The sequence below is a fragment of the Actinoplanes sp. ATCC 53533 genome (assembly GCF_003947245.1).
The window spans coordinates 61,681-87,898 of record NZ_QHHV01000063.1; the positions used below are offsets into that span (position 1 = coordinate 61,681).

General features: G+C 71.0%; 25 protein-coding genes. 5 read left to right on the forward strand and 20 right to left on the reverse strand.

Annotated features, from left to right (window positions below):
* Window positions 1-24: 24 nt before the first annotated feature.
* The 9 genes from DMB66_RS22065 to DMB66_RS22105 all read right to left on the reverse strand — a co-directional run bounded on the left by DMB66_RS22065 (window position 25) and on the right by DMB66_RS22105 (window position 11,314).
* Window positions 25-2,547, reverse strand: coding sequence for an ATP-dependent Clp protease ATP-binding subunit (locus tag DMB66_RS22065; protein WP_125806011.1), 2,523 nt, complete (start codon window positions 2,545-2,547; stop codon window positions 25-27).
* A gap of 356 nt (window positions 2,548-2,903) precedes the next feature.
* Window positions 2,904-3,257, reverse strand: a complete 354-nt coding sequence (locus DMB66_RS22070) for an Lsr2 family protein (RefSeq protein WP_125806012.1) — start codon at window positions 3,255-3,257, stop codon at window positions 2,904-2,906.
* Window positions 3,258-3,389: 132 nt separating this feature from the next.
* Entirely contained in the window at window positions 3,390-4,898 is a 1,509-nt protein-coding gene (gene lysS / locus DMB66_RS22075) for a lysine--tRNA ligase (protein WP_125806013.1), read from the reverse strand.
* A gap of 91 nt (window positions 4,899-4,989) precedes the next feature.
* Window positions 4,990-5,748 (reverse strand): type III pantothenate kinase, encoded by a 759-nt coding sequence (locus DMB66_RS22080; RefSeq protein WP_125806014.1) that lies wholly within the window; start codon window positions 5,746-5,748, stop codon window positions 4,990-4,992.
* A gap of 131 nt (window positions 5,749-5,879) precedes the next feature.
* The gene (gene nadC, locus DMB66_RS22085) at window positions 5,880-6,734 is read right to left on the reverse strand and encodes a carboxylating nicotinate-nucleotide diphosphorylase (RefSeq protein ID WP_125806015.1); all 855 of its coding nucleotides are present in this window, start codon (window positions 6,732-6,734) and stop codon (window positions 5,880-5,882) included.
* Window positions 6,735-6,861: 127 nt separating this feature from the next.
* Entirely contained in the window at window positions 6,862-8,508 is a 1,647-nt protein-coding gene (locus tag DMB66_RS22090) for an L-aspartate oxidase (RefSeq protein WP_125806016.1), read from the reverse strand.
* Window positions 8,509-8,570: 62 nt separating this feature from the next.
* A complete protein-coding gene (locus DMB66_RS22095) occupies window positions 8,571-9,506 on the reverse strand; it encodes a septum formation family protein (RefSeq protein WP_125806017.1) in 936 nt (311 codons plus the stop codon).
* Window positions 9,507-9,596: 90 nt separating this feature from the next.
* Window positions 9,597-10,430: a pantoate--beta-alanine ligase gene (panC, locus tag DMB66_RS22100; RefSeq protein WP_125806018.1), complete on the reverse strand. Its 834-nt coding sequence runs from the start codon at window positions 10,428-10,430 to the stop codon at window positions 9,597-9,599.
* A complete protein-coding gene (locus DMB66_RS22105) occupies window positions 10,427-11,314 on the reverse strand; it encodes a Rossmann-like and DUF2520 domain-containing protein (protein ID WP_125806019.1) in 888 nt (295 codons plus the stop codon). The genes panC and DMB66_RS22105 overlap by 4 nt, the downstream gene beginning before the upstream one ends.
* A 137-nt stretch (window positions 11,315-11,451) precedes the next feature.
* Between DMB66_RS22105 and DMB66_RS22110 the strand changes: the two genes are divergently transcribed.
* Complete coding sequence (locus tag DMB66_RS22110) at window positions 11,452-12,429, forward strand: SAM-dependent methyltransferase (protein WP_125806020.1); 978 nt, start codon at window positions 11,452-11,454, stop codon at window positions 12,427-12,429.
* A gap of 19 nt (window positions 12,430-12,448) precedes the next feature.
* Window positions 12,449-13,591 carry an NADH-quinone oxidoreductase subunit D gene (locus DMB66_RS22115; RefSeq protein WP_125806021.1) on the forward strand — a complete coding sequence of 381 codons (1,143 nt, stop codon included), beginning with the start codon at window positions 12,449-12,451 and terminating at the stop codon, window positions 13,589-13,591.
* A gap of 3 nt (window positions 13,592-13,594) precedes the next feature.
* On the opposite strand, the gene DMB66_RS22120 is transcribed toward DMB66_RS22115, so the two are convergent.
* The 4 genes from DMB66_RS22120 to DMB66_RS22135 all read right to left on the reverse strand — a co-directional run bounded on the left by DMB66_RS22120 (window position 13,595) and on the right by DMB66_RS22135 (window position 19,586).
* Entirely contained in the window at window positions 13,595-15,454 is a 1,860-nt protein-coding gene (locus DMB66_RS22120; RefSeq protein WP_125806022.1) for a hypothetical protein, read from the reverse strand.
* Between the two features lie 1,537 nt (window positions 15,455-16,991).
* Window positions 16,992-17,990 carry a glycine betaine ABC transporter substrate-binding protein gene (locus DMB66_RS22125; RefSeq protein WP_125806023.1) on the reverse strand — a complete coding sequence of 333 codons (999 nt, stop codon included), beginning with the start codon at window positions 17,988-17,990 and terminating at the stop codon, window positions 16,992-16,994.
* Window positions 17,991-18,150: 160 nt separating this feature from the next.
* The gene (locus DMB66_RS22130) at window positions 18,151-18,867 is read right to left on the reverse strand and encodes an ABC transporter permease (protein WP_125806024.1); all 717 of its coding nucleotides are present in this window, start codon (window positions 18,865-18,867) and stop codon (window positions 18,151-18,153) included.
* A complete protein-coding gene (locus tag DMB66_RS22135) occupies window positions 18,864-19,586 on the reverse strand; it encodes an ABC transporter permease (RefSeq protein ID WP_125806025.1) in 723 nt (240 codons plus the stop codon). The genes DMB66_RS22130 and DMB66_RS22135 overlap by 4 nt, the downstream gene beginning before the upstream one ends.
* Window positions 19,587-19,588: 2 nt before the next feature.
* On the opposite strand from DMB66_RS22135, the gene DMB66_RS22140 reads away from it, so the two are divergent.
* On the forward strand, window positions 19,589-20,602 hold the full coding sequence (locus DMB66_RS22140) for an ABC transporter ATP-binding protein (protein WP_125806026.1): 1,014 nt from the start codon (window positions 19,589-19,591) through the stop codon (window positions 20,600-20,602).
* A 238-nt stretch (window positions 20,603-20,840) separates the two neighbouring features.
* Here DMB66_RS22140 and DMB66_RS22145 read toward each other — a convergent pair whose 3' ends face one another.
* The 7 genes from DMB66_RS22145 to folP form a co-directional block, all read right to left on the reverse strand.
* Window positions 20,841-21,332 (reverse strand): hypothetical protein, encoded by a 492-nt coding sequence (locus DMB66_RS22145; RefSeq protein WP_125806027.1) that lies wholly within the window; start codon window positions 21,330-21,332, stop codon window positions 20,841-20,843.
* Between the two features lie 79 nt (window positions 21,333-21,411).
* Window positions 21,412-21,696 carry a hypothetical protein gene (locus tag DMB66_RS22150; protein ID WP_233624760.1) on the reverse strand — a complete coding sequence of 95 codons (285 nt, stop codon included), beginning with the start codon at window positions 21,694-21,696 and terminating at the stop codon, window positions 21,412-21,414.
* A 31-nt stretch (window positions 21,697-21,727) separates the two neighbouring features.
* A complete protein-coding gene (locus DMB66_RS22155; protein ID WP_125806028.1) occupies window positions 21,728-22,984 on the reverse strand; it encodes an ABC transporter permease in 1,257 nt (418 codons plus the stop codon).
* Window positions 22,985-23,060: 76 nt separating this feature from the next.
* Entirely contained in the window at window positions 23,061-23,540 is a 480-nt protein-coding gene (locus DMB66_RS22160) for a DUF3180 domain-containing protein (protein WP_125806039.1), read from the reverse strand.
* Window positions 23,541-23,575: 35 nt separating this feature from the next.
* The gene (gene folK, locus DMB66_RS22165; protein ID WP_125806029.1) at window positions 23,576-24,103 is read right to left on the reverse strand and encodes a 2-amino-4-hydroxy-6-hydroxymethyldihydropteridine diphosphokinase; all 528 of its coding nucleotides are present in this window, start codon (window positions 24,101-24,103) and stop codon (window positions 23,576-23,578) included.
* The gene (gene folB, locus DMB66_RS22170; RefSeq protein ID WP_125806030.1) at window positions 24,100-24,459 is read right to left on the reverse strand and encodes a dihydroneopterin aldolase; all 360 of its coding nucleotides are present in this window, start codon (window positions 24,457-24,459) and stop codon (window positions 24,100-24,102) included. Before folB ends, folK begins: the two co-directional genes overlap by 4 nt.
* Window positions 24,456-25,283, reverse strand: a complete 828-nt coding sequence (gene folP / locus DMB66_RS22175) for a dihydropteroate synthase (protein ID WP_125806040.1) — start codon at window positions 25,281-25,283, stop codon at window positions 24,456-24,458. The genes folB and folP overlap by 4 nt, the downstream gene beginning before the upstream one ends.
* A gap of 389 nt (window positions 25,284-25,672) precedes the next feature.
* Between folP and DMB66_RS22180 the strand changes: the two genes are divergently transcribed.
* Window positions 25,673-25,966: a hypothetical protein gene (locus tag DMB66_RS22180; RefSeq protein WP_125806031.1), complete on the forward strand. Its 294-nt coding sequence runs from the start codon at window positions 25,673-25,675 to the stop codon at window positions 25,964-25,966.
* 16 nt (window positions 25,967-25,982) lie between these two features.
* On the forward strand, window positions 25,983-26,218 hold a 236-nt coding region (locus tag DMB66_RS22185; protein WP_125806032.1), incomplete at its 3' end, for a hypothetical protein.

Below are 26,218 nucleotides of genomic sequence, written 5' to 3' on the forward strand. Positions count from 1 at the left end.
GGGCCGTTTCGGAGTCGTGCTGCCTTACTCCTCCGTGGCGGCCGCGCCGAGGTCGGCGGGCACCGCGTCGGGGACCACGGCGCCACGGTCGGCGCCGGTGAAGGTCAGCTTCGACTTCTCGATGTTCTCCGGGTCGCCCTCGCAGTCCACCACCACGATCTGGCCGGGGCGCAGCTCGTTGAAGAGGATCTGCTCGGACAGGGTGTCCTCCAGCTCGCGCTGGATCGTCCGGCGCAGCGGCCGGGCGCCCAGGACCGGGTCGAAGCCCTTCTTCGCCAGGAACTTCTTCGCGTTGTCGGTCAGCTCGAGGCCCATGTCCTTGTTCTTGAGCTGGGTCTCGATCCGCGCGGTGAAGATGTCGACGATGTGCAGGATCTCGTCCTGGCGGAGCTGGTGGAAGACGATCGTGTCGTCGATGCGGTTGAGGAACTCCGGGCGGAAGTGCTGCTTCAGCTCGTCGTTGACCTTGACCTTCATCCGGTCGTAGTTGCTCTCGACGTCCTCGGACGCCTGGAAGCCCAGCGACACCGCCTTGGCCACGTCGCGCGTGCCCAGGTTGGTGGTCAGGATGATCACCGTGTTCTTGAAGTCCACGATGCGGCCCTGACCGTCGGTGAGGCGGCCGTCCTCCAGGATCTGCAGGAGCGTGTTGAACACGTCCGGGTGGGCTTTCTCGATCTCGTCGAAGAGGACCACGGAGAACGGCTTGCGGCGGACCTTTTCGGTCAGCTGGCCGCCCTCGTCGTAGCCCACGTAGCCGGGAGGGGCACCGACGAGCCGGGACACGGTGTATCGGTCGTGGAACTCGGACATGTCGAGCTGGATCAGCGCGTCCTCGGAGCCGAAGAGGAACTCGGCGAGCGCCTTGGAGAGCTCGGTCTTACCGACACCGGACGGGCCGGCGAAGATGAACGAGCCCGAGGGGCGCTTCGGGTCCTTCAGGCCGGCGCGGGTGCGCCGGATCGCCTTCGAGACCGCCTTGACCGCGTCCTCCTGGCCGATGACCCGCTTGTGGAGCTCATCCTCCATCCGCAGCAGCCGGGAGGTCTCCTCCTCGGTCAGCTTGTAGACCGGGATGCCGGTCCAGTTGCCGAGGACCTCGGCGATCTGCTCGTCGTCGACCTCGGAGACGACGTCGAGGTCGCCCGCCTTCCACTCCTTCTCCCGCTGCGCCTTCTGGCCCAGCAGTTGCTTCTCCTTGTCGCGCAGCTGCGCGGCCCGCTCGAAGTCCTGCGCGTCGATCGCGGACTCCTTGTCGCGACGGACCTGGGCGATGCGCTCGTCGAAGTCGCGGAGGTCCGGCGGCGCGGTCATCCGGCGGATGCGCATCCGGGCGCCGGCCTCGTCGATCAGGTCGATCGCCTTGTCCGGCAGGAACCGGTCCGAGATGTACCGGTCGGCCAGCGTCGCGGCGGCCACCAGAGCGGCGTCGGTGATGCTGATCCGGTGGTGCGCCTCGTAGCGGTCACGCAGGCCCTTGAGGATCTCGATGGTGTGCGCCAGCGACGGCTCACCCACCTGGATCGGCTGGAACCGGCGCTCCAGCGCGGCGTCCTTCTCGAGGTGCTTGCGGTATTCGTCAAGGGTGGTCGCGCCGATGGTCTGCAGCTCACCACGCGCGAGCATGGGCTTCAGGATCGAGGCGGCGTCGATGGCGCCCTCGGCGGCACCCGCACCCACCAGGGTGTGGATCTCGTCGATGAACAGGATGATGTCGCCGCGGGTGCGGATCTCCTTGAGCACCTTCTTCAGGCGCTCCTCGAAGTCACCGCGGTAGCGGGAACCGGCGACCAGCGCGCCGAGGTCGAGCGTGTAGAGCTGCTTGTCCTTGAGCGTCTCGGGCACCTCGCCCTTGACGATGGACTGCGACAGCCCCTCGACGACGGCGGTCTTGCCGACGCCGGGCTCGCCGATCAGCACCGGGTTGTTCTTGGTGCGGCGGGAGAGCACCTGCATGACCCGCTCGATTTCCTTCTCCCGGCCGATGACCGGGTCGAGCTTGCCCTCGCGGGCGGCCTGGGTCAGGTTGCGTCCGAACTGGTCGAGCACCAGGGAGGTCGACGGGGCGGCCTCGCCCGCGGCGGCTCCGGCGGCGGCCGGCTCCTTGCCCTGGTAGCCCGAGAGCAGCTGGATGACCTGCTGACGGACCCGGTTGAGGTCGGCGCCGAGCTTGACCAGCACCTGGGCGGCGACGCCCTCGCCCTCACGGATCAGCCCGAGCAGGATGTGCTCCGTGCCGATGTAGTTGTGGCCGAGCTGCAGGGCCTCGCGCAGCGAGAGCTCCAGCACCTTCTTGGCCCGCGGCGTGAACGGGATGTGCCCGCTCGGCGCCTGCTGGCCCTGGCCGATGATCTCCTCGACCTGCTGCCGGACGCCCTCGAGGGAGATGCCGAGGCTCTCCAGAGCCTTAGCGGCAACGCCTTCGCCCTCGTGGATCAGTCCGAGCAGGATGTGCTCTGTCCCGATGTAGTTGTGGTTGAGCATCCGGGCCTCTTCTTGGGCCAGGACGACAACCCGTCGCGCTCGGTCGGTGAACCGCTCGAACATGCCCTCGTGCTCCTCACGTGCCGTGCGCCAATGAACTGGCGGGGCCAGCGCACGGGTATCGGTGATACCTGTGCTCTCTCACTCTATCGCCGTCGGGAGACTCTGCTGGGCCCTCAAGCCCTCTCGGGACGTCCTGCGCCGATGTTCTCCCCAACTTCGCACGCTCAACGCCTGTTCCCCACCCTTGCGGAGTACGCGCACAGCGAAATCCCCAGGGCCGGGAGCCCCGTCCACAGCCTGTGGACAACGCCGTCCCTCCTGTGGATAACTTACGCAAAGTCGGCGAAGAACGCGCGAAAAAGCAGAAGGGTCCGCAGCGCTGAGCGCTGCGGACCCCCTACGCCGGGCCGACCGCCTCAGCGGCCGGGACCCTTGGCGTGGAACTCGTCCACGATCTCCTGCGGGATCCGGCCCCGGTCGGAGATTTCCTTGCCGGCCTTCTTGGCCCACTCCCGGATGGCCTTGTTCTGCTCGCGGTCCGCGGTCGCACCGCCGCGGCCGCGGGCCGCGCGGCCACCGACGACGACGCCACCGCGCGCGACCTTGGCACCCGCGCCCACGTACGGCGCGAAGATGTCACGCAATTTCGCGGCGTTGGACTCGGATAGGTCGATCTCGTACTGAATGCCGTCGAGGGCGAACTTGACGGTCTCCTCGGCGTCACCACCGTCGAGGTCATCAACCAGCTTGTGAATGATCTGCTTGGCCACGCGCCGTTATCCTCCCGAACACAGGTTCTCACTCCACGCTTTTCCCCTGAACAATAACGCCCGCGATGCATGATCCGTCAATGGCGGGCAGCCGATTGCCGCGCGGCGATGCAAATCGTGTCCCGGTACGTCCTACTCCGGCCGCACCAACGGGAACAGGATCGTTTCCCGAATGCCCAGCCCGGTGAGCGCCATCAAGAGCCGGTCGATTCCCATTCCCATCCCGCCGGCGGGGGGCATTCCGTACTCCATCGCGCGCAGGAAATCCTCGTCCAGCCGCATCGCCTCGGCGTCGCCGCCGGCGGCCAGCAACGACTGCGCCACCAGGCGTTCTCGCTGCACAACCGGGTCGACCAGCTCCGAGTATGCGGTGGCCAGCTCGAACCCCATGATGTAGAGGTCCCACTTCTCCGTCAGCCCGGGCTCCGAGCGGTGCGCCCGGGTCAGCGGCGTGGTCTCCTCGGGATAATCGCGCACGAAGGTCGGCGTCTGCAGGGTGTGCTGCACGAGGTGCTCGAAGAGTTCCTCGGCGAGCTTGCCCGGCCCCCACTTCGGGTCGACGGAAAGGTCGTGCTTTTCGGCGTGCCGCTGCAGGCTCGCCAGATCTGTGTGCACCGTCACCTCTTCGCCGAGCGCCTCGGAGAGAGAACCGAAGAGGGTGATCGAACGCCACTCGCCACTCAGGTCCAACTCGGTGCCATCGAAGTGGGTCACGATGTGTGAGCCGGCGGTCGCGTTGGCGGCCTCCTGAATCCACTCGCGCACCTGCCGTTGCATCACGTTGTAGTCCGCATACGCCTGGTACGCCTCGAGCATCGCGAACTCCGGCGAGTGCGTGGAATCCATGCCCTCATTGCGGAAGTTCCGGTTGATCTCGAAGACGCGTTCGATGCCGCCGACGACGGCCCGCTTCAAAAAGAGTTCCGGCGCGATACGCAGATAGAGATCTATGTCGAGTGCGTTGCTGTGCGTCACAAACGGGCGCGCCGTGGCGCCACCGTGCAGCAACTGCAACATCGGCGTTTCCACTTCGAGATAATCACGCTGGTGCAGCGACTCGCGGAGGCTGCGTACCGCCGTCGCCCTGGCCCGGACGATCTCCCGGGCCTGCGGGCGGACGATCAGGTCGACGTAACGCTGCCGGACCCGGGTCTCCTCGCCCAGCGGGCGGTGCGCGACCGGCAGCGGACGCAGGGCCTTGGCGGTCATGGCCCAGGAATCGGCGAGCACGGACAGCTCACCGCGCCGGCTGGTGATCACCTCGCCGGTGATGCCGACCAGGTCGCCGAGGTCCACCAGGCGCTTCCACTGCTCCAGCGCCTCGGCGCCGACCTTGTCCAGCGAGAGCATGGCCTGCAACTCGGTGCCGTCGCCGTCGCGCAGCGTGGCGAAGCAGAGCTTGCCGCCGTTGCGGACGAAGATCACCCGGCCGGTGATGCCGACCTTGTCGCCGGAGGCGGAGTCGGTGGCCAGCTCCGCATACTTCTCGCGGAGCTCGGCCAGCGTCGTGGTGCGCTCGAAGCCCACCGGATACGGCTCGACGCCCTCGGCCAGCAGCCGGTCCCGCTTCGACCGGCGGACCCGCATCTGTTCGGGAAGGTCCTCGGCGGGGTCAACGGCTGCGGGATTCTGCTCGGTCACGGCACGACTCTCTGTGAATGACAGGTTTGGGTTTGTCTGCGGAAGGCGGGCGGGTCAAGTTCAAGGTTGCGAAAATCCTACTAAGGCCGGTTCAGACGTTCCGCTCATATACCATCCGCAGCCCGATCAGCGTGATCATCGGCTCGTGCGCGGTGATGGTCCGGCAGGCGTCCTTGACCAGCCAGGAGAGCCCGCCGGTGGCGATGACCGAGCGCACCTGGCCCAGCTCCGCGATCATCAGCTCGACGATCCGGTCCACCTGGCCGGCGACACCGTAGTAGAGGCCGGACTGCAGGCACTCCACGGTGTTCTTGCCGATCACCGAGCGCGGCTTGGCCGGCTCGACCTTGCGCAGCTGGGCGGCGCGGGCGGCGAGCGCGTCGAAGGAGATCTCGATGCCGGGCGCGAACGCCCCGCCGAGGAACTCGCCGCGCGCGCTGATCACATCGAAGTTCGTGGTGGTGCCGAAGTCGACCACGATCGAGGGACCGCCGTAGAGGGCATGCGCGGCGAGGGTGTTGACCACCCGGTCCGCGCCGACCTCCTTGGGGTTGTCGATGGCGAGCTGCACTCCGGTCTTCACGCCCGGCTCGACGATCACGTTCGGCAGGTCGCCGTAGTAGCGCCCGAGCATCGTCCGCAGCGAGCGCAGCGCCGCCGGCACGGTCGAGCAGGCGGCGACCCCGGTGATCTCCACCGCGTCGCCGGCCAGCAGGCCACGGAACATCAGGCCGAGCTCGTCGGCTGTGGACCGGGCGTCGGTCTTGATCCGCCAGTTGTGGACGAGCTTGTCCCCGTCGAAGGTAGCAAGCACGGTGTTGGTATTTCCGATGTCGATGCAAAGCAGCACCGTGGGAGCCTATCCAGGAAAATCAAAACCGTTCGAAGGTACGGGCGCCGGGCCCCACCACCGCGACACCGTCGACCACACCACACGGGTCCTGGTCGCGGCGCCGCTCACCCCCGGCGAGCGGCTCCAGCTCAGCGCGGGCGCAGGTCCATCGCGATGTCCAGGATCGGGCTGGAATGGGTCAGGGCACCGACCGACAGGTAGTCAACGCCGGTGGCGCCGTAGGCCTCGACCGTCTCCAAGGTCAGGTTGCCGGTGGCTTCCAGCTCGGCGCGGTCGCCGACCGCCGCCACCACCTCGCGGAGCTGGTCCGGGGTCATGTTGTCGCAGAGCAGGAAGCTCGCGTCCGCCTCGACCGCCTCCCGGGCCTCGGCGACCGTGGTGATCTCGACCTGCACCGCGACGTCCGGGAAGGTCGCGCGGACCAGGCGGTAGGCCGCCGTGATGCTGCCCGCCGCCAGCTTGTGGTTGTCCTTGATCATGGCCACGTCGTAGAGGCCCATGCGCTTGTTCGTGCCGCCGCCGACGCGGACCGCGTACTTCTCCAGCTCGCGCAGGCCCGGCGTGGTCTTGCGGGTGTCCAGCACGGTCGCCTTGGTGTCCGCCAGCGCGTCCGCCCACCGGCGGGTGTGGGTGGCCACCCCGGACATCCGGCAGAGCAGGTTGAGCGCGGTGCGTTCGGCGGTCAGCAGCGAACGGGTGGGGCCGGTGACGACGGCGAGCACGTCGCCGCGGGCCACCCGGGCGCCCTCGGCGATCCGCTGGTCGAAGGTGGCCGTGCCGCCGGAGGTCGCGGCGAAGACCTGGGCCGCGACCGGCAGGCCGGCCACCACACCCGGCGCGCGCGCCACCAGCTCGGCCGTGTCGACCTGGCCGCCCGGGATCGTCGCCTCGCTCGTCACGTCGCGTGGCGGGTCACCGAGGTCCTCGGCCAGTGCGGTGTAGACGACCCGCTCGGCCTCGGCCAGATTCAAGCCCGTCGTCATGCTGCGCCCACCTCCGCCATGCCCTTCTGGCCCTCGCCTGCGAGGCCCCAGCCAACCGCCCCGCCCGCCACCCGAAACCGGACTGAAGGCTTGTCGGGTGCGGCTGAGTGCCGCTCGGTGCAGTCGGTCATGCCATCTCCTCGAAGGTCTGGGTCAGTGTGCCCTTGGCGTCGATCGCGTCCAGCAGGTGCCCGCGCCACTCGTCCAACGCGTTCGGGTAATCCTCGCGCCAGTGGCAGCCGCGCGTCTCGCGGCGCTCGGCCGCCGAGGCCACCAGGGCGCTGGCCACGGTCAGCAGGTTGGTCGCCTCCCAGGACGCGTTGTTCGGGGTGCCGTGCTGCTCACCGAGGCGGGCCAGCTCCTTCGCGGTGGCGGCGAGCGAGTCGGCCGAGCGCAGCACGCCCGCCCCGCGGGTCATCGCCCGCTGCAGGTCCCCGCGGATCGCCGGGGCGACCACCCAGCCGGGCTCACCGGGCGGTGCCACCGGGTCGGCCTGCGCCGGCAGCCCCGCGACGATGTCGTCGGCGATCCGCCGGGAGAACACCAGGCCTTCCAGCAGCGAGTTGCTGGCCAGCCGGTTCGCGCCGTGCACGCCCGTGCAGGCCACCTCGCCGCAGGCGTACAGGCCCGGGATGGAGGTGCGGCCGTGCAGGTCGGTGCGGACGCCGCCGGAGGCGTAGTGGGCCGCCGGGGCGACCGGGATCAGCTCGGTCGCCGGGTCGACGCCGGCCGCCCGGGTGGACGCCACGATCGTCGGGAAGCGCCGCTCGAGGAACTCCTTGCCCAGGTGCCGCGCGTCCAGGTAGACGTGGTCGGCCCCGCTGGCCCGCAGCACCCGGTGGATGCCCTTGGCGACCACGTCGCGCGGCGCCAGCTCGGCCAGCTCGTGCTGGCCGACCATGAACCGCTTGCCCGCCTCGTCGACCAGGTGGGCGCCCTCGCCGCGCAGCGCCTCGGAGATCAGCGGCCGCTGCACCGAGGTCACGTTGGCCGTCATGAAGGACGTCGGGTGGAACTGGACGAACTCCACGTCGGTGACCTTGGCACCGGCACGCAGGGCGAGCGCGACGCCGTCGCCGGTGGAGACCGCCGGGTTGGTGGTGGAGGCGAAGATCTGGCCCATGCCGCCGGTGGCCAGCACGACCGCGCGCGCCAGGATGGCGCCGACGCCGTCCTCGCTGCCCTCGCCCAGCACGTGCAGGGTCAGGCCGCAGGCCCGGCCGTCGGCCGCGCGCAGCAGGTCCAGCACCAGGGCGTGCTCGACCAGCCGGATCCACGGGTCGCGGTGCACCGCCTCGTGCAGGGCCCGCTGCACCTCGGCGCCGGTGGCGTCGCCGCCGGCGTGCACGATCCGGTCGGCGCGGTGCCCGCCCTCGCGGGTCAGCATCAGCGAGCCGTCGTCGTTGCGGTCGAACTCCGCGCCGATCCGCATCAATTCGCGGATCCGGGCGGGGCCCTCGGAGACCAGGACGCGTACCGCCGCGGGGTCGCAGAGGCCGACCCCGGCGATCTCGGTGTCGAACGCGTGCGCCTCGGGGGTGTCCAGCGGATCCAGCACGGCCGCGATGCCGCCCTGGGCCCAGCGCGTCGACCCGTCATCGATGTTGACCTTGGTGACGACGGTGACGTGCAGGCCTGCCTCACGCAGGTGCAGGGCGGCGGTCAGGCCCGCGACGCCGGAGCCGACCACCAGCACGTCGGTGGTCTCGGTCCAGCCGGGCGCGGCGGCGGCCAGGCGACGGGGAAGCGCCGGAAGGCCGGCAACATGCGACATGCGCTCAGTCAACATCGCGCACGCGCGGAAATCACCGGTGGGGCGCCAAGAAGTGCCGGGCGTTACTGGTACTGGACCGGCATGGCCTTGGCGCCCGCGCCCTTCAGCGACGCCGTGAGCGACGCCGCGTCCAGCCACAGGTAGCAGCGCACGCCGCGATCACCCAGCTCCCAGACGTCGCTGCCGCCGGGCAGCGAGATCACGCCGGCCCGGAACTGCAGGTCGTCGTCGTCCGGCACCTGGACGTACGCAGCGATCAAGCTGCGACAACCGGTGTGGAACTTGTCCCACTCCTTGGCCGTGTCGGGGTAGCCGAGGTTCCGCGCCTCCCAGACCCCCACGAACTCCGCGTTGTGCTTGGCCGAGCAGGGCGCGGCCGGCATCGTGCCGATCTTGCCGTTCTTGTCCAGCAGCACGCCGTAGCAGGTCAGCAGCAGCGGTGACACCGGCTCCAACAGCGCGTTGCGGAGCGTGCCGACCCGCTGCACCAGGCCGCCGTCGTCCTCGACCGAACTGCTCACCAGCACCTCGCAGCGGTACCAGCGGGCGCCGCCGGCCCACGCCGCCCGGGTCGGCTGGGTCACCCCGATCCAGAGCCGGGCGGTGCGCCACGGCCCACCCACGTACGCGGTGGTCTTGGCATCGCAGATCCGGTAGACGGCCCGCGCGCCGGCCGAGTCCGGAGCCGGCGGATCCGGCGCCTCGGCGGCCGGGCTCGGGTAGCTGCCGACGTACACGGTCTCGGTGCGGTGCTTGAGCTTGCAGTCGACCTCCTCGTAGGTGTCCCGGGGCCCGGACACGGCGAAGTTGCCCAGGTGGCAGGTCTCGGCGCCGGGGATGAAACCGGTCGGTGCGCCGATCGCCGCCCAGCCGTCGGTGAGGTTCCCGTCCACGCCGGCCGGATTGCCACAGCCGGTGAGCACCGCCAGCGTGAGCAGGCTCAGCGCCGCCGCGACCGGCCCGCGCCGCGCACGGCGCAGCCGGGGCAGGTGTCGCATGAACCGAGCCTCCCGAGCGCCAGGCGATGTCCGATTTGTCGATCATATGGCAATCGGCTCGGCCATCGCGGCGCCTTCGGCAAGACCCCGTCAGGCAGCCTTCCCCAGCAGCACCTGGACGTTGTCGATCAGCCGGGTGGTGCCCACCTTGGCGGCGACGAGCAGCCGGGCGGGACCGTCCGTCGGGGCCGCGCCGAGCAGCGGGCTCGTGAGGGCCAGGTAGTCGACCCGCACGCCCGGCTCGTCGGCGAGGATCTTGCCGGCCGCCTCCAGCACGCTCTGCGCGTCGGTCTGCTCGGCGCCCTCCCGCAGGGCCTGCGACAGCGCGAGGGCCGCCGACCGCTGGTCGGCGGACAGATAGCGGTTGCGGCTGGACAGGGCCAGGCCGTCGGCCTCGCGGACCGTCGGCACACCGACGATCTCGACGCCGATCTCCAGGTCGTGCACCATCCGGGTGATCAGGGCCAGCTGCTGAAAGTCCTTCTCACCGAAGAACGCCAGGTCAGCCCGGGTCAGCAGGAGCAGCTTGGCGACCACGGTGAGCATCCCGGAGAAGTGCCCGGGGCGGCTCGCCCCCTCGAGGATCTCGCCCAGCGGGCCGGCGTTCAGCGTCACCAGCGGCGACCCGCCCGGATACATCTCGTCGCGGTCCGGCGCGAACACCACGTCGACCCGCTCGGCCCGGCAGGCCTCGACGTCGGCGGCCAGGGTGCGCGGATATTTGTCGAAGTCCTCGTTCGGCCCGAACTGCAGCGGATTGACGAAGACCGTGACGATGACGAAGTCGCCCCGCTCCCGCGCGACGCGCATCAACTGCCGGTGCCCCTCGTGCAGGGCTCCCATGGTCATCACGACGGACACCCGGCCGCTCGCGGCGGCGCGGGCCGCGGCGAGCTCTGCCCGGGTGTGGATGAGCGCGGTCATGAAGAGCTCCCTACGGTCGCCTGAGCAAGAACGTCCAGCAACGGGGCCGCGTCCTGCGGCCGCAGCCGCCCGGCGGCGATGGCCCGGTCGGCGGTGCGCCGGGCCAGAGCGAGATAGGCCGGTACGGACTCCGGCGCGAGGCGGCTCAGGTGCTTGCCGACGGTGCCCGCGTCCCCACGCGACACCGGGCCGGTCAGCGCGGCGTCGCCCAGGCTCAGCGCGTTGTCCAGGGCCGCGTGCAGCAGCGGCGACAGCACCGCGCCGGGACGCTCGACGCCGGCCGCACGCAGCAGGTCGGCGGCCTCGTTCACGAGCGTGACCAGGTGGTTTGCGCCGTGCGCCAGGGCCGCGTGATAGAGCGGGCGGGCGTCCTCGGCGATCCATTCCGGCACCCCGCCGAGGTCGGTGACCAGCCGGGCGGCGAACGCGCGGTCGCGGGCGGTGATGCCCCAGGCGATGCCGGGCAGCCGGTCCAGGTCGGCGTCCGCGCCGGTGAAGGTCATCGCCGGGTGCAGCGCGAGGCCGTCCCGGTCGCCCAGCACCGCGAGACCGTGCGCGCCCGAGGTGTGCGCGACGACCGTGCCGGGGCGCAGCGAACCGGTCGCGACCAGGCCGGAGACGACGGCGGCGAGATGGTCGTCCGGCACCGCGAGCAGCAGCAGGTCGGTGGCGGCGCGGGCGACCTCGTCGGCGGGCAGGATCGCGGCCTGCGGCAGGAGGCGCTCGGCGCGCTCCCGGGAGGCTGCGGAGACGGCGGCCGCGGCGATCACCCGGTGCCCGGCTTCGGCGAGCGCGGCGCCGAGAACGGCACCCACCCGGCCTGCCCCGACGATGCCCACGACCAGCGGGTTAGCGCGTTTTCCGGCGCGCTGCACAGCGCTCATAGAAAGATCCAGTCCTCGCGAAAGGGGTACCGGTCGATCGCAAGTATGCGCCGATGTAACACGCTCGTGACAAGAGCGTGTGAACAACTGCACGGCCTAGATTGGGGGGTGTGACGAGCCTGGGTTGGCGAGCGGCGATGACCGGCGCACTGTACGGACCGGGCGGCTTCTTCACCCGGGCCGCCGAGGGCCCCGCGGACCACTTCCGGACCAGCGTGCACGCCTCGCCACTGTTCGCCGGCGCGCTGCTGCGCCTGATCCGGAACGTCGACATCGCCCTCGGCCGGCCGAGCGCCCTCGACGTGATCGACGTGGGCGCCGGCCGCGGCGAACTGCTCGCCGCGGTGCGGGCCCTGCTCCACGCGGACCCGGCCGACGACCTGGCCCGGCGGATCCGGTTCACCGGGGTCGAGGTCGCCGCCCGGCCGGCCGGGCTGCCGGGTGACATCCGCTGGCGGCGGTACGTCCCCGAGCAGGTCACCGGGGTGCTGCTGGCCACCGAGTGGCTGGACAACGTGCCGCTCGACGTGGCCGAGGTCGACCCGGCCGGGCGGGCGCGGCGGGTGCTCGTCGACCCCGGCACCGGTCAGGAGACGCTGGGCCCGGACGTGGACGCCGCCGACCGGTTCTGGCTGACCCGCTGGTGGCCGGCGGCGCGACCCGGCGACCGGATCGAGATCGGCTGGCCCCGGGACGCGGCGTGGGCCGACGCGGTGGCGGCCGTACGGCGCGGCTGCGCACTCGCCGTCGACTATGGGCACGTGCGCGCGGCGCGACCGGCGCTGGGCACCCTGACCGGGTATCGGGACGGACGCCAGGTGCCACCCCGTCCGGACGGCAGCACCGACGTCACGGCCCACGTGGCCGTCGACTCGGCCGCGGCGGCCACCGGGACCGCGTACCGGATCATCAGTCAGCGTGCCGCGCTGCGCGGCCTGGGTGTCGACGGCGGCCGGCCACCGCTGGACCTGGCCCGCACCGACCCGGCGGCCTACCTGCGCGCGCTGAGCTCCGCGGGCGCCGCCGCCGAACTCACCGACCCGGCAGGGCTGGGCGGGCACTGGTGGCTGCTGCACGAGGTCGGCGTCGACCTCCGTGGGACGATGCAGGCATGAGCGGTGGGACGATGCTGGCATGAGTGACCTGCGGGAGATGACGGTCGGCACCGGGTCCGGACTGGACACCGCCGACATGGTGCTCAACATCGGCCCCCAGCACCCGTCCACGCACGGCGTGCTCCGGCTCAAGCTCACCCTCGACGGCGAGCGGGTCGTGACCTGCGAGCCGATCGTCGGCTACATGCACCGCGGCGCCGAGAAGCTCTTCGAGGTGCGCGACTACCGGCAGATCATCGTCCTGGCGAACAGGCACGACTGGCTCTCGGCGTTCTCCAACGAGCTGGGCGTCGCGCTCGCCGTCGAGCGCCTCATGGGCATCGAGGTGCCCGAGCGCGCGACCTGGCTGCGGATGGCGCTCGCCGAGCTGAACAGGGTGCTCAACCACCTGATGTTCCTCGGCTCGTACCCGCTGGAGATCGGCGCGATCACGCCGATGTTCTACGCGTTCCGGGAGCGGGAGACGCTGCAGGCGGTCATGGAAGAGGTCTCCGGCGGCCGGATCCACTACATGTTCAACCGGGTCGGCGGCCTCAAGGAAGAGGTCCCGGCGGGCTGGACGTCCCGCGCCCGCACGGCGATCGACGAGGTCCGGCGCCGGATGCCGGACATCGACAAACTGATCCGCCGCAACGACATCTTCCTGGCCCGCACGGTGGGCGTCGGCGTGCTGACCGCCGAACAGGCCGCGGCGTACGGCGCCTCGGGCCCGGTGGCCCGGGCCAGCGGCCTGGACATCGACCTGCGACGGGACGAGCCGTACCTGGCGTACGACCAACTCGACGTGCCCGTGGTGACCCGCACGACCGGGGACTGCCACGCCAGGTTCGAGGTGCTGCTGGACCAGGTCTACGTGTCCCTGGACCTCGCGCAGGCCTGCCTGGACCGGGTGGACCAGATCAGCGGCCCGGTGAACGTGCGCCTGCCGAAGGTGGTCAAGGCCCCCGAAGGCCACACGTACGCGTGGACGGAGAACCCGCTCGGCATCAACGGCTACTACCTGGTGTCCCGCGGCGAGAAGACCCCGTGGCGGCTGAAGCTGCGCACGGCGTCGTACGCGAACGTGCAGGCGTTGTCGACCTTGATCCCGGGCTGCCTGGTCCCCGACCTGATCGCGATCCTCGGGTCGATGTTCTTCGTGGTCGGCGACATCGACAAGTAGGCGCTACCAGCGGCCCGGCTGCTCGTGGCTGCGGGGGGCCCAGCCGTGGTGGTCGGCCATGGGGTCGGGGCCGTACTGGTCGACCCGGCTCTCGACCTGGCCGTATCCGCCGTACCCGTCATCGGGCTGGCCGTAGGCGCCGGCCGCCTGGGCGTCGCCCGTGGCTTGGCCGTAGGTGCCCGCGGCCTGGGCGGCGCCCGCTACTTCGATGTAGCTGCCAGCGGCCCGGCCGTAGGTGCCGGTGGCCTGGGCGTTGCCAGCGGCTTGGCCGTAGGTGCCGCCGGCCTGGGCGTCATCCGCGACCTCGGCGTAGCTGCCAGCAGCCCGGCCATAGGTGCCAGCAGCTTGGGCATAGCCAGCGGCTTGCCCGTAGGTGCCCGCGGCCTGAGCGTTGCCCGTGGCTTGGCCGTAGGTGCCGGCAGCCTGAGCATGATCAGCGGCTTGGCCGTAGGTTCCCGCAGTCTGAGCATGATCAGCGGCTTGCCCGTAGGTTCCCGCGGCCTGGGCGTTGCCCGGGGCTGGGTGGCCATAGCCTTTCATTTGGCCTGGGCTGTAGCTGTTCGCCTGCTCGGACCCGTTCGCCTGCGCTTGGTCGGCGCTGTCGTGGCCGTGACCTCTCGGCTGCTCGTGGGCGGCGTCCTCGTCATAGCCGTCGACCTGGTCGTAGCCAGTCAAAAGGCCGTAGCCGTTCGCCTGTTCATGGCCGCCGTTCCCGTCGGCCTGGCCGAAGCCATTCGCCTGCCCGAAGCCATTCACTTGGCCATTGCCGTTCAGGCCGCTGCCGTTGAGGCCATAGCCGTTCGCCTGGCCGTAGCCGTTGGCCTGGCCGTAGCCGTTGGCCTGGCCGTAGCTGGTAGTCAGGCGGTAGCTGCTCGCCTGGCCGTAGCCGTTCGCTTGGCCATAGCTGGTAGGTAGGCCGTAGCCAGTCGCTTGATCACCGGCCTGTTCCTGTTCAACCCGCTGGTCGTGGCCGTCGGCATGCTCCTGGCCGGTCGCCTTGCCGTAGCCGGTCTTCTTGCTGTAGCCGGACGCCTCGCCGTAGCCAGTCGCCTCGCCGTAGCCGGACGCCTCGCCGTAGCCGGACGCCTCGCCGTAGCCGGACGCCTCGCCGTAGCCGGACGCCTCGCCGTAGCCGGACGCCTCGCCGTAGCCGGACGCCTGGCCGTAGCCGGACGCCTGGCCGTAGCCGGACGCCTGGCCGTAGTCGTCGGCCTCGTCGGAGGCTGCTGGCTGTCCGAAGTCGTTCCGCCAGCCGTGGGCGGCGCCCTGGGAGTATGGGTCCGCGACCGACTGGTCTTGTTCGTCCGGCTGCGGATATCCGCTGTCCGGGGCGAAACCGCCGGAGTCTTCCTGGGTGAAGAAGCTAGACGCCCGGCCGCCGAAGCCGCCGGTCGCCGGCAGATCAGGGGCAGCGGAGTCGGCATAGCCGTCATCGCCGCTTCCGGTCCAGGACGCATCCCCGGTCCGGTCATAGCCGCCCCGCAGCCCATGTCCGGCGTCCTGGCCCTGAGACGCAGGTGTCTCGGCAGCGCCATAAACCTGAGAAGCAGGCGTAGCAGCAGCGGCATAGCCCTGGGCCACCGGCGAAACAGGAACGCCGAAGCCCTGGCCCGACGGCCTCTCGGGGGCGCTCAGACCGAAGCGGGCGATGTCCGTGCCCGTGTCGGGCGCCGCATGCCGCCGCGACGGACGCGGCTCGGCCGGAGGCCCACCTTCGGCCGCGCCATAGCCACCGTAGGCAGGGGCACCATGCTCGGCCGGCGCGCTGCGCTCGGCCCACGCCGAGCCGGACAGCCCGGGTCCGTAGTCATTGACCGCCCGCGACCCGCTCTGCGCAGCCAGGTCCGCGTCCGGGTCCGGCACGCCCGTTCCGTATGCGCTCTGATAACCGCCACTGCCGGCGGGCGGGCCGACTGCGGCACCGCGCTGGCGCGGAAGCGGCCCGGCGGCAACCGGCACCGATCCCAAAGCACCGGATCCCGCAGTCCCGGATCCCACAGCCCTGGCTCCCACCGAAACAGACCCCACAGAAGCAGACCCTGCCGAGACGGATCCCGCCGACACCGGCCCGGCTGCCGATCCAGCGGCCCCTGCGACTCCCGGTACCCAGTCCACCGAGATATGCCCCGCCGCCGGAGCGACGGACGCCGTAGCCGCCGCGGGCCGTCCGTTGGAGACCGGCGCGGGCTCGCCGTTCGCAGACCGCAGCCAACCAGGGCCACCGGTCCGGACCCGACTGGCATCGCCGGTGCGGACCTGAGCTGCAGCAGGCCGCCCTGGCACCCCGGCGGACGCCCTTCCCCCTGTCGAGTGCCCAGGATCGGCCATCGACGGCACAGCCGCTCCCGCGCGACCGCCTGTCGTATGCCCGGCCTCCGGTCGACCGGCACTTGCCGCCGCTGCCGCACCTACCGGCCTTGCGGGACCAACCGGCCTTGCGGGATCGACCGGCCCCACCGGACCAGCCGACGTCCCGGCACCGGCCGGCACAGCGGGACCGGCCGGATAGGCGGACGCCAGGGCACCTGCCGGCGCTGCGGCGCCAACCGGCCGGGCGGACACTCCAGCACTACCCGGCGGCACAGCACCAACCGGCCGAGCGAACACTCCAGCACCACCCGGCGGCACAGCACCAACCGGCCGGGCGGACACTCCAGCACTACCCGGCGCTACAGCACCAACCGGCCGAGCAAACGCTCCGGCACCACCCGGCGGCACAGCACCAACCGGCCGGGCGGACACTCCAGCACCACCCGGCGCTACACCACCAACCGGCCGAGCAAACGCTCCAGCACCACCCGGCGGCACAGCACCAACCGGCGCTCCAGCGCCAGCCGGCGCTCCAGCACCAGCCGGCGCTGCGGCAACGGCCGGGGGGAGCGCCATGGCCGGGGAGCCGGCCGCGCGCATCCGGGTCATCTCGTCCTGCAGCACCTTGACCCGGTGGCCCGCCGCGCGCCCGCTCGCGGCGATCTCCTCCCGGAGTTCGCCGCGCAGCGCTTCGACCTGTCCCTCGACGTTCGTCTCCGGCGGCACCGAGTCGTTGCGGATCAGCAGCGCGGCGCCGATCAGGACGACGCAGACCGCGGTGAGCAGCACGGCGAAGCGGATGGCGTTGTCGCTGCCGGCGAGCAGCACGACGAGTGCGGCGACCGGGGCCAGGCCGACGCCGGCCCAGATCAACACCGTGAGGAGGCGGGCGTTCTGCGGCGCCTCGGGGTCCCGGTCAGACATGGTCGCAGATGCTACCGAGAGTGGCAGCCGTCACGAAAAACGGCCGGACGCCGGGCATCACCCGGGTGGTGCCCGGCGTCCGGAACTTCTCAGCCGCTGGCCAGCCGACGATCAGCCGGTGATCAGCCGCCGGTCAGCCGGTGATCAGCCCGCCGGCTGACCGCGGTCAGCCGGCGGCGAGTGCGCCGTCCGAGCTGAAGACCAGGCCGACGCTGATGGTGCCCTGCTTGAGCCCGGTTTTGGTCAGCGGGCCACCCGCGTCGAGCGAGCTGAACTTGCCCGCCTGGAACTGGTATGTCTCGACCAGCCCCTGCTGGCACTTGGGGCGCTGCGGGCACTCCGGCGGACCACCCAGGACAGTGGCCGCACCCGAGCACTTGGCGGCCAGTTCGGACAGGGTCTTGACGCCGTACTTTGTGGAGAAGGCCTCCGTCGTGGCGAAGGCGTTCTGGTCCTGCGCCGGGGACGGCTTGCCGAAGACCAGGCCGACCTTCGCGCCGAGGGCCGTCAGGTTTGTCATCGTGGTGTCGAGCTGCGGCGAGGACGGGTCCTTGGCGCCCTTGCCGTCGACCTTGCCGGAGAGGAACGTCGCCAGGGTGGCGGCATACTCCGGGACCACGTCGATGTCGCCCTTCTCCAGGGCGGGCTCGTACAGCTCGCGGTTGCCGATCTGCTGGACCTTGACTTTGTAGCCCGCGGCCGTCAGCGCGATGTTGTAGAGCTCGCCCAGGGTCGCGTTCTCGCTGAAGTTCGCGGCGCCGACCGTCAGGTCGCCGCCGGGGCCCTTCTCGATGCCCGCGGCGATGTTGTTCGCCGTGGCGAACTCCTCAGCCGCCGCCTTCGACGACTTGCGGTCGATGTCGACGGCCTTGTTCAGCGCGATCAGCTTGGTCGTGTCGAGCGCCGCCGAGACCTTGTCGAGCGCCGCGATGAGCTGCGGCGACGACGACTTCTTGTTGATCGCGGGGACGACGTTGTCGGTGTTCTGCAGGTTTTTGTCATCGGTGAGGACGATGAGCGTGTCGCCGGCCACCGGGGCGCAGCCGTTGCCGGCGGCGGAGCTCGCGGGTGCCTCCGTGCCGGAGGAGCCGGACTCGCCGCAGCCGGCGAGGATGACGGCGGCGGCCACGAGGGTGCCGGCCGTCAGGAGCAGGTGTCGACGCATTCTGCCGCCTTCTGTGTCCCGGCACGGCCGGGCTGGCCGTGCCGCGTGTCCGACGGGCTGTCGGTGTTCGATGCCCGTGTGTTTCCGTTGTCGGCCCGCCGAAGGGCCACGTTCATTCCTACTCGGTGGGTGTGACAAGTTTCGTAACGATGCGAGACCATTACCCGGCCGGCGCGGCCGCAGTCGGTCGGCGGCGCCGGTCCGTCCGCAGCGCAGCCGGCGTCACCAGCCGCTGCAGGCCGGCGAGCAGCGCTTCCACCAGCAATGCGAGCAGCGCCACGACGATGCCGCCGGCCACGATCTGCCCGCCACCGCCGTTGCTCATGCCGATGCCGAAGCCGGCCGAGATGATCTCGCCGAGCCCGCCGCCGTTGACGAACGCGGCCAGCGCGGCCGTCGCCACGACCTGCACGGCCGCGGTGCGCAGCCCGGCCGCGAGATACGGCACCGACAGCGGCAGCTCGACCTGCCGCAGCAACTGGCCGCCGGAGAGCCCCATGCCCCGGGCCGCTTCCCGGGTCTCCGGGTCGATCTGCCGCAACCCGGTGTAGGCGTTGGCCAGCAGTGGCGGCACCGCGAAGACGGCCAGCGCGACGACCACCGGCGGCTTGCCGAAGCCGAGCGGGGTCAGCGGCAGGATGGTGAGCAGGGCCAGGGTGGGGATGGCCAGCGTCAGATTGGCGAAGGTGATCACCGCGCCGCCGCCCCGCCCACGGTGGCCGAGCCAGATGCCGAGCGGCCAGCCGATGACGCAGCCCAGCAGCACCGCCCAGAGGCTGATGAGCAGATGTTCCTCAAGCCGGTCGAGCAGGCCGCCGGGATTGGTCCAGTTGAGCGGGTCGTTGAGCCAGATGTATCCCTCGTGGAAGTAGTTCACGAGCTGCGCTCCCTCGCCCAGGGGGTGAGCAGCCGGCCGAGGCCGGCCAGCGCCAGGTCGAGGACCAGCGCCAGGCCGACGCAGAGGAGCGTCCCGGTCATGATCTCGGCCTTGTAGAAGTTGTTCCGGAAGCCGCCGAGGATCATCTCGCCGAGGCCGCCCTTGCCGATCAGGGAGCCGACGGTGACCAGCGCGACCGTCGAGACGGTGGCCAGCCGCAGGCCGGTGAGGATGCCGGGCAGGGCCAGCGGCAGCTCGATGCGCCACAACCGGCCGAAGCGCCCGTAGCCCATGCCGGCCGCGGCGTCACGGACCTCGGCGGGGACCTGGCTGAGCCCGGCCAGGGAGTTGCGGACGAGCACCAGCAGCGCGTACAGCACCAGGGCGATCAGCACCGAGGTGTCCCTGGTCGTGCCGACCGCCGGGGCGATCAACGCGAGAAGCGCCAGCGACGGGATCGTGTAGAGGACGCCGGAGAGTGCGAGAATCGGGCCGGTCAGCGGTCGCCACCAGTAGGAGACGACCGCGAGCGGCAGCGCGACGACCAGCGCGATGATCACCGCACGGGCGGTGAGACCCGCGTGGAACTGCAGTGCGGAGAGGATCTCGTCGGCGTTGTCGTGGACATAGCGCCAGGAGAACCACGGATTTCCCGGCCCGTCATCAGCGGGGGCGGCCAGGGGCCACGCAGGCGCCGGGGCCCTCGACAGGAAGGACATACGTGGACGCTACCGCGATCAAGGACTCCGGCGCTGGCCGGACCGCGGCGTCTATCACGCTCGAGAACGTCGGAAAGGTCTATCCGGACGGGACTGTGGCGGTCGGCGACATCAGCCTGGAGGTGCGGGCGGGCGAGCTCGCCGTGCTGATCGGGCCGTCCGGGTGCGGTAAGTCCACCGTGCTGCGCATGATCAACCGGTTGATCGAACCGTCCAAGGGCCGGATCCTGATCGACGGCGCCGACGTCTCGGCGCAAAATCCGGTCGAGCTGCGCCGGCAGATCGGCTACGTGATCCAGAACGTCGGCCTCTTCCCGCACCAGACCATCCGCACCAACATCGGGACGGTGCCGCGGCTGCTGGGCTGGGACCGCAAGCGGATCAAGGACCGCGCGGACGAACTGCTGGAGCTGGTCGGGCTCGACCCGAAGCGGTACGGCGGCCGCTATCCGCACGAGCTCTCCGGCGGCCAGCGGCAGCGGGTCGGCGTGGCCCGGGCGCTCGCGGCGGACCCGCTGGTGCTGCTCATGGACGAGCCGTTCTCCGCGGTCGACCCGATCGTGCGTGGTCGCCTGCAGGAGGAGTTCCTGCGGCTGCAGGAGGCGGTTCGCAAGACCATCGTGCTGGTCACCCACGACATCGATGAAGCCGTACGGCTGGGCGACCGGATCGCGGTGCTGGCCGAGGGCGGCCGGCTGATGCAGTACGCGTCCCCGTCCGATCTGCTCAGCAAGCCCGCGACGCCGGCCGTGAGCGAGTTCGTCGGCACCGACCGGGGCATCCGGCGGCTGGCGGTCACGCCGATCCGCGCCGCGATGCGCCCGGTCGGGCAGATCGAGGAGATCGAGCGGCTGCCCACGGTCGACGTGTCGGGCACCCTCTACGACGCGCTCGCGGTGCTGTTGACCGGCGACTCGCTCAACGTCGTGGTGCTCGAGGACGGCAGGCCGGTCGGCACGGTGTCCCGCTCGGCCCTGTTCGACGTGCCGAACAAGGAGGCCGCAGCCACCGCCTGACGCGACGAACCCGCGGCGCGGCTACGGGCGAACCGCGACGGACCGCGGCGCACTCATCGCGCTACCGCGACGAACCGCGGCGCGACCGGAGGACGGGGAGGTCGTCCGGTCGCGCCGCGGCGTGACGCGGCGCGCGGGTGCCCGGCGGGGGCGGCCGGTCACCTGGCGCGCCGCGACGCGGGCCCGGTTTCGTCCGGCAGCGGCGGGGATGCCGGACGGCCGGGCCGAGAAGGCGTGATCAGTGGGTGCCCCGGCGCCCACCGAGCGTGGCGAGTCCGACGATCCAGCCGATGAAGAGGCCGTAGGTGGCGCCTTCCCCGGCGGTGCGGAACGCTCCGAGCAGCGAAGGGTTGGCCAGGAACAGCGTGGTCAGCAGCGCGGCGAAGCCGCCGGCGAAGATGTACGCCGCCCAGCCCGCGAAGAACTGGCTGAGCGTGCCGCGGGCCCGCGCGAGCTGAGAGCCGGGCAGCAGGTAGAGGAAGAGCAGCGTCAGCACGACCACCAGGATCGCCTTGAGGTCGGCGATCAGGATCGAGCGCAGCGAGTCGTCGGAGTCGAAGCGCCAGTGCGGCCACGCCAGCAGGCGCAGCCACCAGCCACCGGCGGTCTGCGGGTTGGTGTTGTCCTGGGCCCAGTCGGCATACCAGGGGCTGCCGAAGACCAGGACCAGTATCAGCGCGGCGAGCGTGCCCGCGCCGGGTGCGGTTTTGTAGCGGTTGGTGAGAGCCATGAACCCGCTATTTCCCAACGGATTCCGGTCACCAAACGCGCCAGAACTGATATCCGTGAATGTGATCCTTGCGGTGCTATCAGTGCTTTTGCAGGTAATCGATGAAGGCTGCCCGGAGCAACGGCTCCTGCTCCCCGTACCCGTGACCGGCCAGCTCACGCCAGAGCGCGACCGCTTCCTCGATCGTCGGCCCGACGGAGTTCGGCGCGCCGTCCAGCGAAGCCGCCTCGTCGGCGTCCGGCAGGTGCTTGACGACCGTCCAGAAGAACCTCAGGTCGCGGCGCTCCCGCGCCTTCGCGAAGGCCCGCTCACGCAGCTCCTCGGTGGGCAGGGCGTCCAGTTCGGCGAAGGTCGAGTCGGTCATGGGTGCCAGCATAGGACGGCCGGGCTGCTGCTCAACGGCCACTGCCCCAAGGTCCCTCGTCCCAGCGCAGCGGGCGGCTCTCCGGCGGCTCGGCCGAGGTGGACCACGTCTGCGGCATGTTCGGGGTCCAGGCGGTGCCGGTCGAGGCCGCGGCGTTCCAGTCCGTCACCGCGGGCACGAGCAGCGGGCGACCGTACGTCTCGACCAGCCGGGTGACGATCAGGCCGCCGCCGACGGCACAGGCCGCGATCGCGAACAGGGCGATGTCGAAATCGCGCCGGTTCGCGTAGTCCAGGAAGAGCGTCAGCCCGGCGACCGCGAGCAGGGTGCCGAAGATGCCGCCGCGCCGGCCGTACGCGCTGGTGCCGGCGAGCAAAGCCGCGCCGAAGGCGAGGCCGGTCCACTCCAGGCCGGTCCCGGGCCGGATCGGCCCGGTGGACTGTGCGGCCATCAGGACGCCCGCACCGACGGCGAAGACCGAGGAGAGCACCAGGGCGGCGAGCACCGGGAACACCGCGGACCCACCCGGGCGCCGGGCCGGGTCGTCGACCGGCCGCAGCCGCCCGATCATCCGCCGGATCGGCATCACGGTGCCCAGCGCGCCGCCGAGGACGGCCAGCAGCGCGAAGCCACCGAAGAGGTAGAATGCCTGGTTGGCGGGGTCGTAGTCGGCCTGGACGGTGACCGGTGCGGTGCGCAGTTGGTCGTAGACGATGACGCCCATGGCGGCGGCGAGCGTCGCCGTCCAGCCGGGCACGTGCAGCACGAGCACGAGGAAGGCCACGATCAGGCCGCCCGCGGCGGCGACGATCAGCGCCGGCACGACGGCCTGGACCAGGCCCTTGTCGCCGTTCTCGGCGAAGTGCAGCGATGCGCCGAGGGCGATCGGGCCGACCGCGAGATTGGGCACGCCGGCCCGGAGCGTCAGGCCGGCACCGAGGGTGAGCAGCCCGATCGAGGCGCCGGTGATGAGCAGGGTGTCGAGCGCCGGGCGGCGCAGGCTGGCCGGGTCGAGCCGGTAGAGCAGGTATGCGATCGCGGCGACCGCCAGCAGCAGGACGATCTCCCAGCCGATGTGGATGCCGAGCCGGTCGCGCCCGTCGTCGACGTCGCGCCGGCCCATTTCGCCGGAGGGCTCGACAAGCTGGATGCCCTCGACCTCTTCCGGGTCGAGGTCACGCCGCCGGGCCCGGTAGTCGGTGGCCGCGAGGCCGGTCCGGTACGCCGCCGGGTCGCTTTCGCCCTGGTCACCCGTAGTACGCCGATACGTGGTCTCGTCGTAGGCCATCCCGCACACCTCCTTCGCCGCCGGAACAGGATACGGAAATGAACTGCCCGCGGTTCAAGTCGCGAACCGGGGGCGATCAGGACCGTCTGCCCTGTCGGCCCGACTTCCCGCCGTCCTTCTGATCTGGCTGCTCCGGCACCCGGCAGGAGCGCTCCAGCCACAGCGCCGCGACGACCAGCGCGAGCGCGGCGACCACGCCGGCGACGGCGGCCGGGACGTCGTCGCGGGCGGCCTTGGTCGGCTCCAGCGCCAGCCAGGCCAGCAGCCCGGCGGAGAAGCCGGCGAACAGCGCACCTGCCAGCGACGACGCCTTGGCCAGCACGGCGAACCGGGCGACGGCCAGCGGGTCGACCCGGGGTGAACCGGACTTGTGCTGGATCCGCGCCGCAGTGTTCTGCGCGAGGATCGCCTCAACCACGGCCAGCGTCCCGAGCACGATGATCGGCAGCCAGGGCAGCCGGGGCATCTGCGCGTAGAAGGCGCTCAGCAGCAGCCAGCCCACCGCGGCGGCGGCCAGCCCGGCGACCACCAGCACGGACAGGCTGGTCGGCCGCATCGACGGATCGGGTGCGCCGCCGCCGGGGTTGCTGCTCACTCTTGTGACTCTAACGGCAGATCGGGCCGCGGGGTCAGTGCGTTCGCGTCGGCTGTGAGTTCCGGGCCGTTCAGCAGGTCCGTCACCCACCCGTGGCCGGGCAGTTGGGCATAGGGCTGCAGATCGAGCCAGGGTTTGAGCACGAATGCCCGCTGGTGCGCGCGGGGGTGCGGCAGCGTCAGCTCGGCGTCGTCGCTGAGCACCGGGGTGTCGTCCGCCCGCCATACCGCGATCACGTCCACATCCAGCGTGCGCGGCCCGAACCGCCGCGCCGGATCCCGGACGCGACCCGCGGCCTCCTCGACCGCCCGGGCCCGGGTGAGCCAGCCGGCCGGCTCCGCCGCCGGATCCACGACCAGGACCACGGCATTCAGGTACGCGGGCTGGTCGGCATCGCCCCAGGGCGGCGTCTCGTAGACCCCGGAGACCAGCACGACCGTCTCGCCCAGCTGCTCCACGGCACCTTTGAGGTACGCGTACCGGTCGCCGAGGTTGCTGCCCAGCGAGAGGATCGCCCGGGTCACCGGGCGCGCCGGACGGTGACCGCGACGTCGGCGAACTCGTGCGGGATCGGCGCCTGGGGCTTGTGCACGGTGACCGTGGCCGCGTCGACCCGGACATCCGCGAGGCAGACCGTCGCCAGCCGCTCGGCCAGCGTCTCGATCAGGTTGACCGGCTCGCCGGCGATCACCTCGGCCAGCCGGCCGGCCAGCTCGCCGTAGTGGACGGTGTCGGCCACGTCGTCGCTGGCCGCCGCCTTGGCGAGGGCCAGCTCCAGCTCGACGTCGACCACGAAATCCTGGCCGTCGCGGCGTTCGAAGTCGAAGACCCCGTGGTGGCCCCGGACCCGCAGGCCGTGCAGGGAGATGCGGTCGTTCACGGCGTGCCTCCGGCTGTCGAGCGTGAGATGCGCGGGCTGCCGGTGGCCCGCCACACCGCCAGGGCGTCGACGGTCGCGCGTACGTCGTGCACCCGGACGCCCCAGGCGCCGGCGGCCACCGCCAGCACAGAGGTGGCAAGCGTCGCCGCTTCCCGGCCGTCCACACCCCGCGGCACGCCGTCCGGGGTGGCAAGCAGCCGGCCGAGGTACGTCTTTCGGCTGGCCGCGAAGAGCACGGGGTGGCCGAGGGAGATCAACTCGTCCAGGTGGGCGCTGAGGGCCCAGTTGTGCTCGGCGTGCTTGGCGAAGCCGATGCCGGGATCGAGGATCAGCCGGGCGGGGTCGACACCGGCGGCGACGGCGTCGTCCACCCGCTCGCTCAGCTCGGCGCGGACCTCGGCGACGACGTCGTCGTAGTGGGCCAGGTCGAGCATCCGGCGGGAGTGCCCGCGCCAGTGCATGAGGATCCACGGGCAGCCGGCGTCCGCCACCACGGCGGCCATCCCCGGGTCGGCCAGGCCGCCCGACACGTCGTTGACCATCACGGCACCCGCGCCGAGGGCGGCCGCGGCCACCTCGGCCCGGGTGGTGTCGATGCTCAGCGGCACGCCGGCGGCGGCCAGCGCCCGGATCACCGGGAGCACCCGGGCCGTCTCGGTCGGACCGTCCACCCGGTCGGCGCCCGGCCGGGTGGATTCGCCACCGATGTCGATGATGTCGGCACCCGCCCGGAGCAGCTCGATGCCATGCGCGACGGCCGCGTCGACATTGGCATACCGGCCGCCGTCGGAGAAGGAATCGGGGGTCACGTTGAGAACGCCCATCACGACCGGGTGATCTTGCTGGGCCAGCAGGTCGCCGCTGAGCTGCGCGGTCGCTGCGCTACCGGTCGGATCGGTCACGGGAAGACGGTACCGGGCCGGGCTCTTTAGTACACGTGTACGATCGACCGTGACTCATCTTCAATCACGCCTTTACCTTGGGTAACGAATCAGGCAGCTTGTAGGTAAGAAGTACGGCCCGTACTCTTTGGAACTGGGCATCATTGAAGGACCGAAGAGAGCAGACGGGCTTTGGGTAGGACAGGAGCGCCCTGACCAGCTCACTCGACGCGGTGAGCTGGAAGTAGCACCATATGGGCGTTGCCGTCAGCGAGGCTTTACAACTGCAGTGTGCGCGGCGCCCTCACGCCGGGCACCCGGGAGGTTTACCGATGATCGCCACAGAGTTCGCTACGCAGGTCGCAGCGGCGCTGCAACAGGGCGCTCTGGCCGCCCCCGAGCCCAAGGGCATCAACACCGAGGGTGTCGTCACCTTCTTCGCCAGCAATGTCGCGCCGATCCTGCTCGCCGTGCTGGGGGTCATCTTCATCGGCCGGGCCAGCCGCGGCGAGATCTCCAAGGTGCTCACCAGCTCAGCGATCGCCATCGTCGGCCTCGCGTTCATCGCCGGCGCCGCGACGTTGTTCTTCGTCGGCGACTTCCTCATCAGCCTCATCTTCACCTGAGGCCGCGGGCGGACATATGCGGCTGCGCACCGATGACGACATCTACCGGGCACGCCTTGTCTACCTGGGCCCGCCCGGTTACACGCTGCCCATGCACCTGCCGTACGCGCAGTATGGGATGTTCGTCCTATTAGTGCCTTTGTTCGTGTTCCTGCACTACCTCATCACGTTCGAGATCGACGCCTTCCCCGCCTGGGAGATCGCGTTGGCCATGGTCACCACCTCGTACGTGTTCCGGCACGTCGACCCCGA

Coding starts and splice junctions, on each gene's coding strand:
- DMB66_RS22065 (WP_125806011.1), bottom strand. CDS start 2,547: ATGTTCGAGCGGTTCACCGACCGAGCGCGACGGGTTGTCGTCCTGGCC.
- nadC (WP_125806015.1), bottom strand. CDS start 6,734: ATGACGACGGGCTTGAATCTGGCCGAGGCCGAGCGGGTCGTCTACACC.
- DMB66_RS22090 (WP_125806016.1), bottom strand. CDS start 8,508: ATGTCGCATGTTGCCGGCCTTCCGGCGCTTCCCCGTCGCCTGGCCGCC.
- DMB66_RS22095 (WP_125806017.1), bottom strand. CDS start 9,506: ATGCGACACCTGCCCCGGCTGCGCCGTGCGCGGCGCGGGCCGGTCGCG.
- panC (WP_125806018.1), bottom strand. CDS start 10,430: ATGACCGCGCTCATCCACACCCGGGCAGAGCTCGCCGCGGCCCGCGCC.
- DMB66_RS22105 (WP_125806019.1), bottom strand. CDS start 11,314: ATGAGCGCTGTGCAGCGCGCCGGAAAACGCGCTAACCCGCTGGTCGTG.
- DMB66_RS22110 (WP_125806020.1), top strand. CDS start 11,452: ATGACCGGCGCACTGTACGGACCGGGCGGCTTCTTCACCCGGGCCGCC.
- DMB66_RS22115 (WP_125806021.1), top strand. CDS start 12,449: ATGAGTGACCTGCGGGAGATGACGGTCGGCACCGGGTCCGGACTGGAC.
- DMB66_RS22125 (WP_125806023.1), bottom strand. CDS start 17,990: ATGCGTCGACACCTGCTCCTGACGGCCGGCACCCTCGTGGCCGCCGCC.
- DMB66_RS22135 (WP_125806025.1), bottom strand. CDS start 19,586: ATGTCCTTCCTGTCGAGGGCCCCGGCGCCTGCGTGGCCCCTGGCCGCC.
- DMB66_RS22145 (WP_125806027.1), bottom strand. CDS start 21,332: ATGGCTCTCACCAACCGCTACAAAACCGCACCCGGCGCGGGCACGCTC.
- DMB66_RS22150 (WP_233624760.1), bottom strand. CDS start 21,696: ATGACCGACTCGACCTTCGCCGAACTGGACGCCCTGCCCACCGAGGAG.
- DMB66_RS22155 (WP_125806028.1), bottom strand. CDS start 22,984: ATGGCCTACGACGAGACCACGTATCGGCGTACTACGGGTGACCAGGGC.
- DMB66_RS22160 (WP_125806039.1), bottom strand. CDS start 23,540: ATGCGGCCGACCAGCCTGTCCGTGCTGGTGGTCGCCGGGCTGGCCGCC.
- folP (WP_125806040.1), bottom strand. CDS start 25,283: ATGGGCGTTCTCAACGTGACCCCCGATTCCTTCTCCGACGGCGGCCGG.
- DMB66_RS22180 (WP_125806031.1), top strand. CDS start 25,673: ATGATCGCCACAGAGTTCGCTACGCAGGTCGCAGCGGCGCTGCAACAG.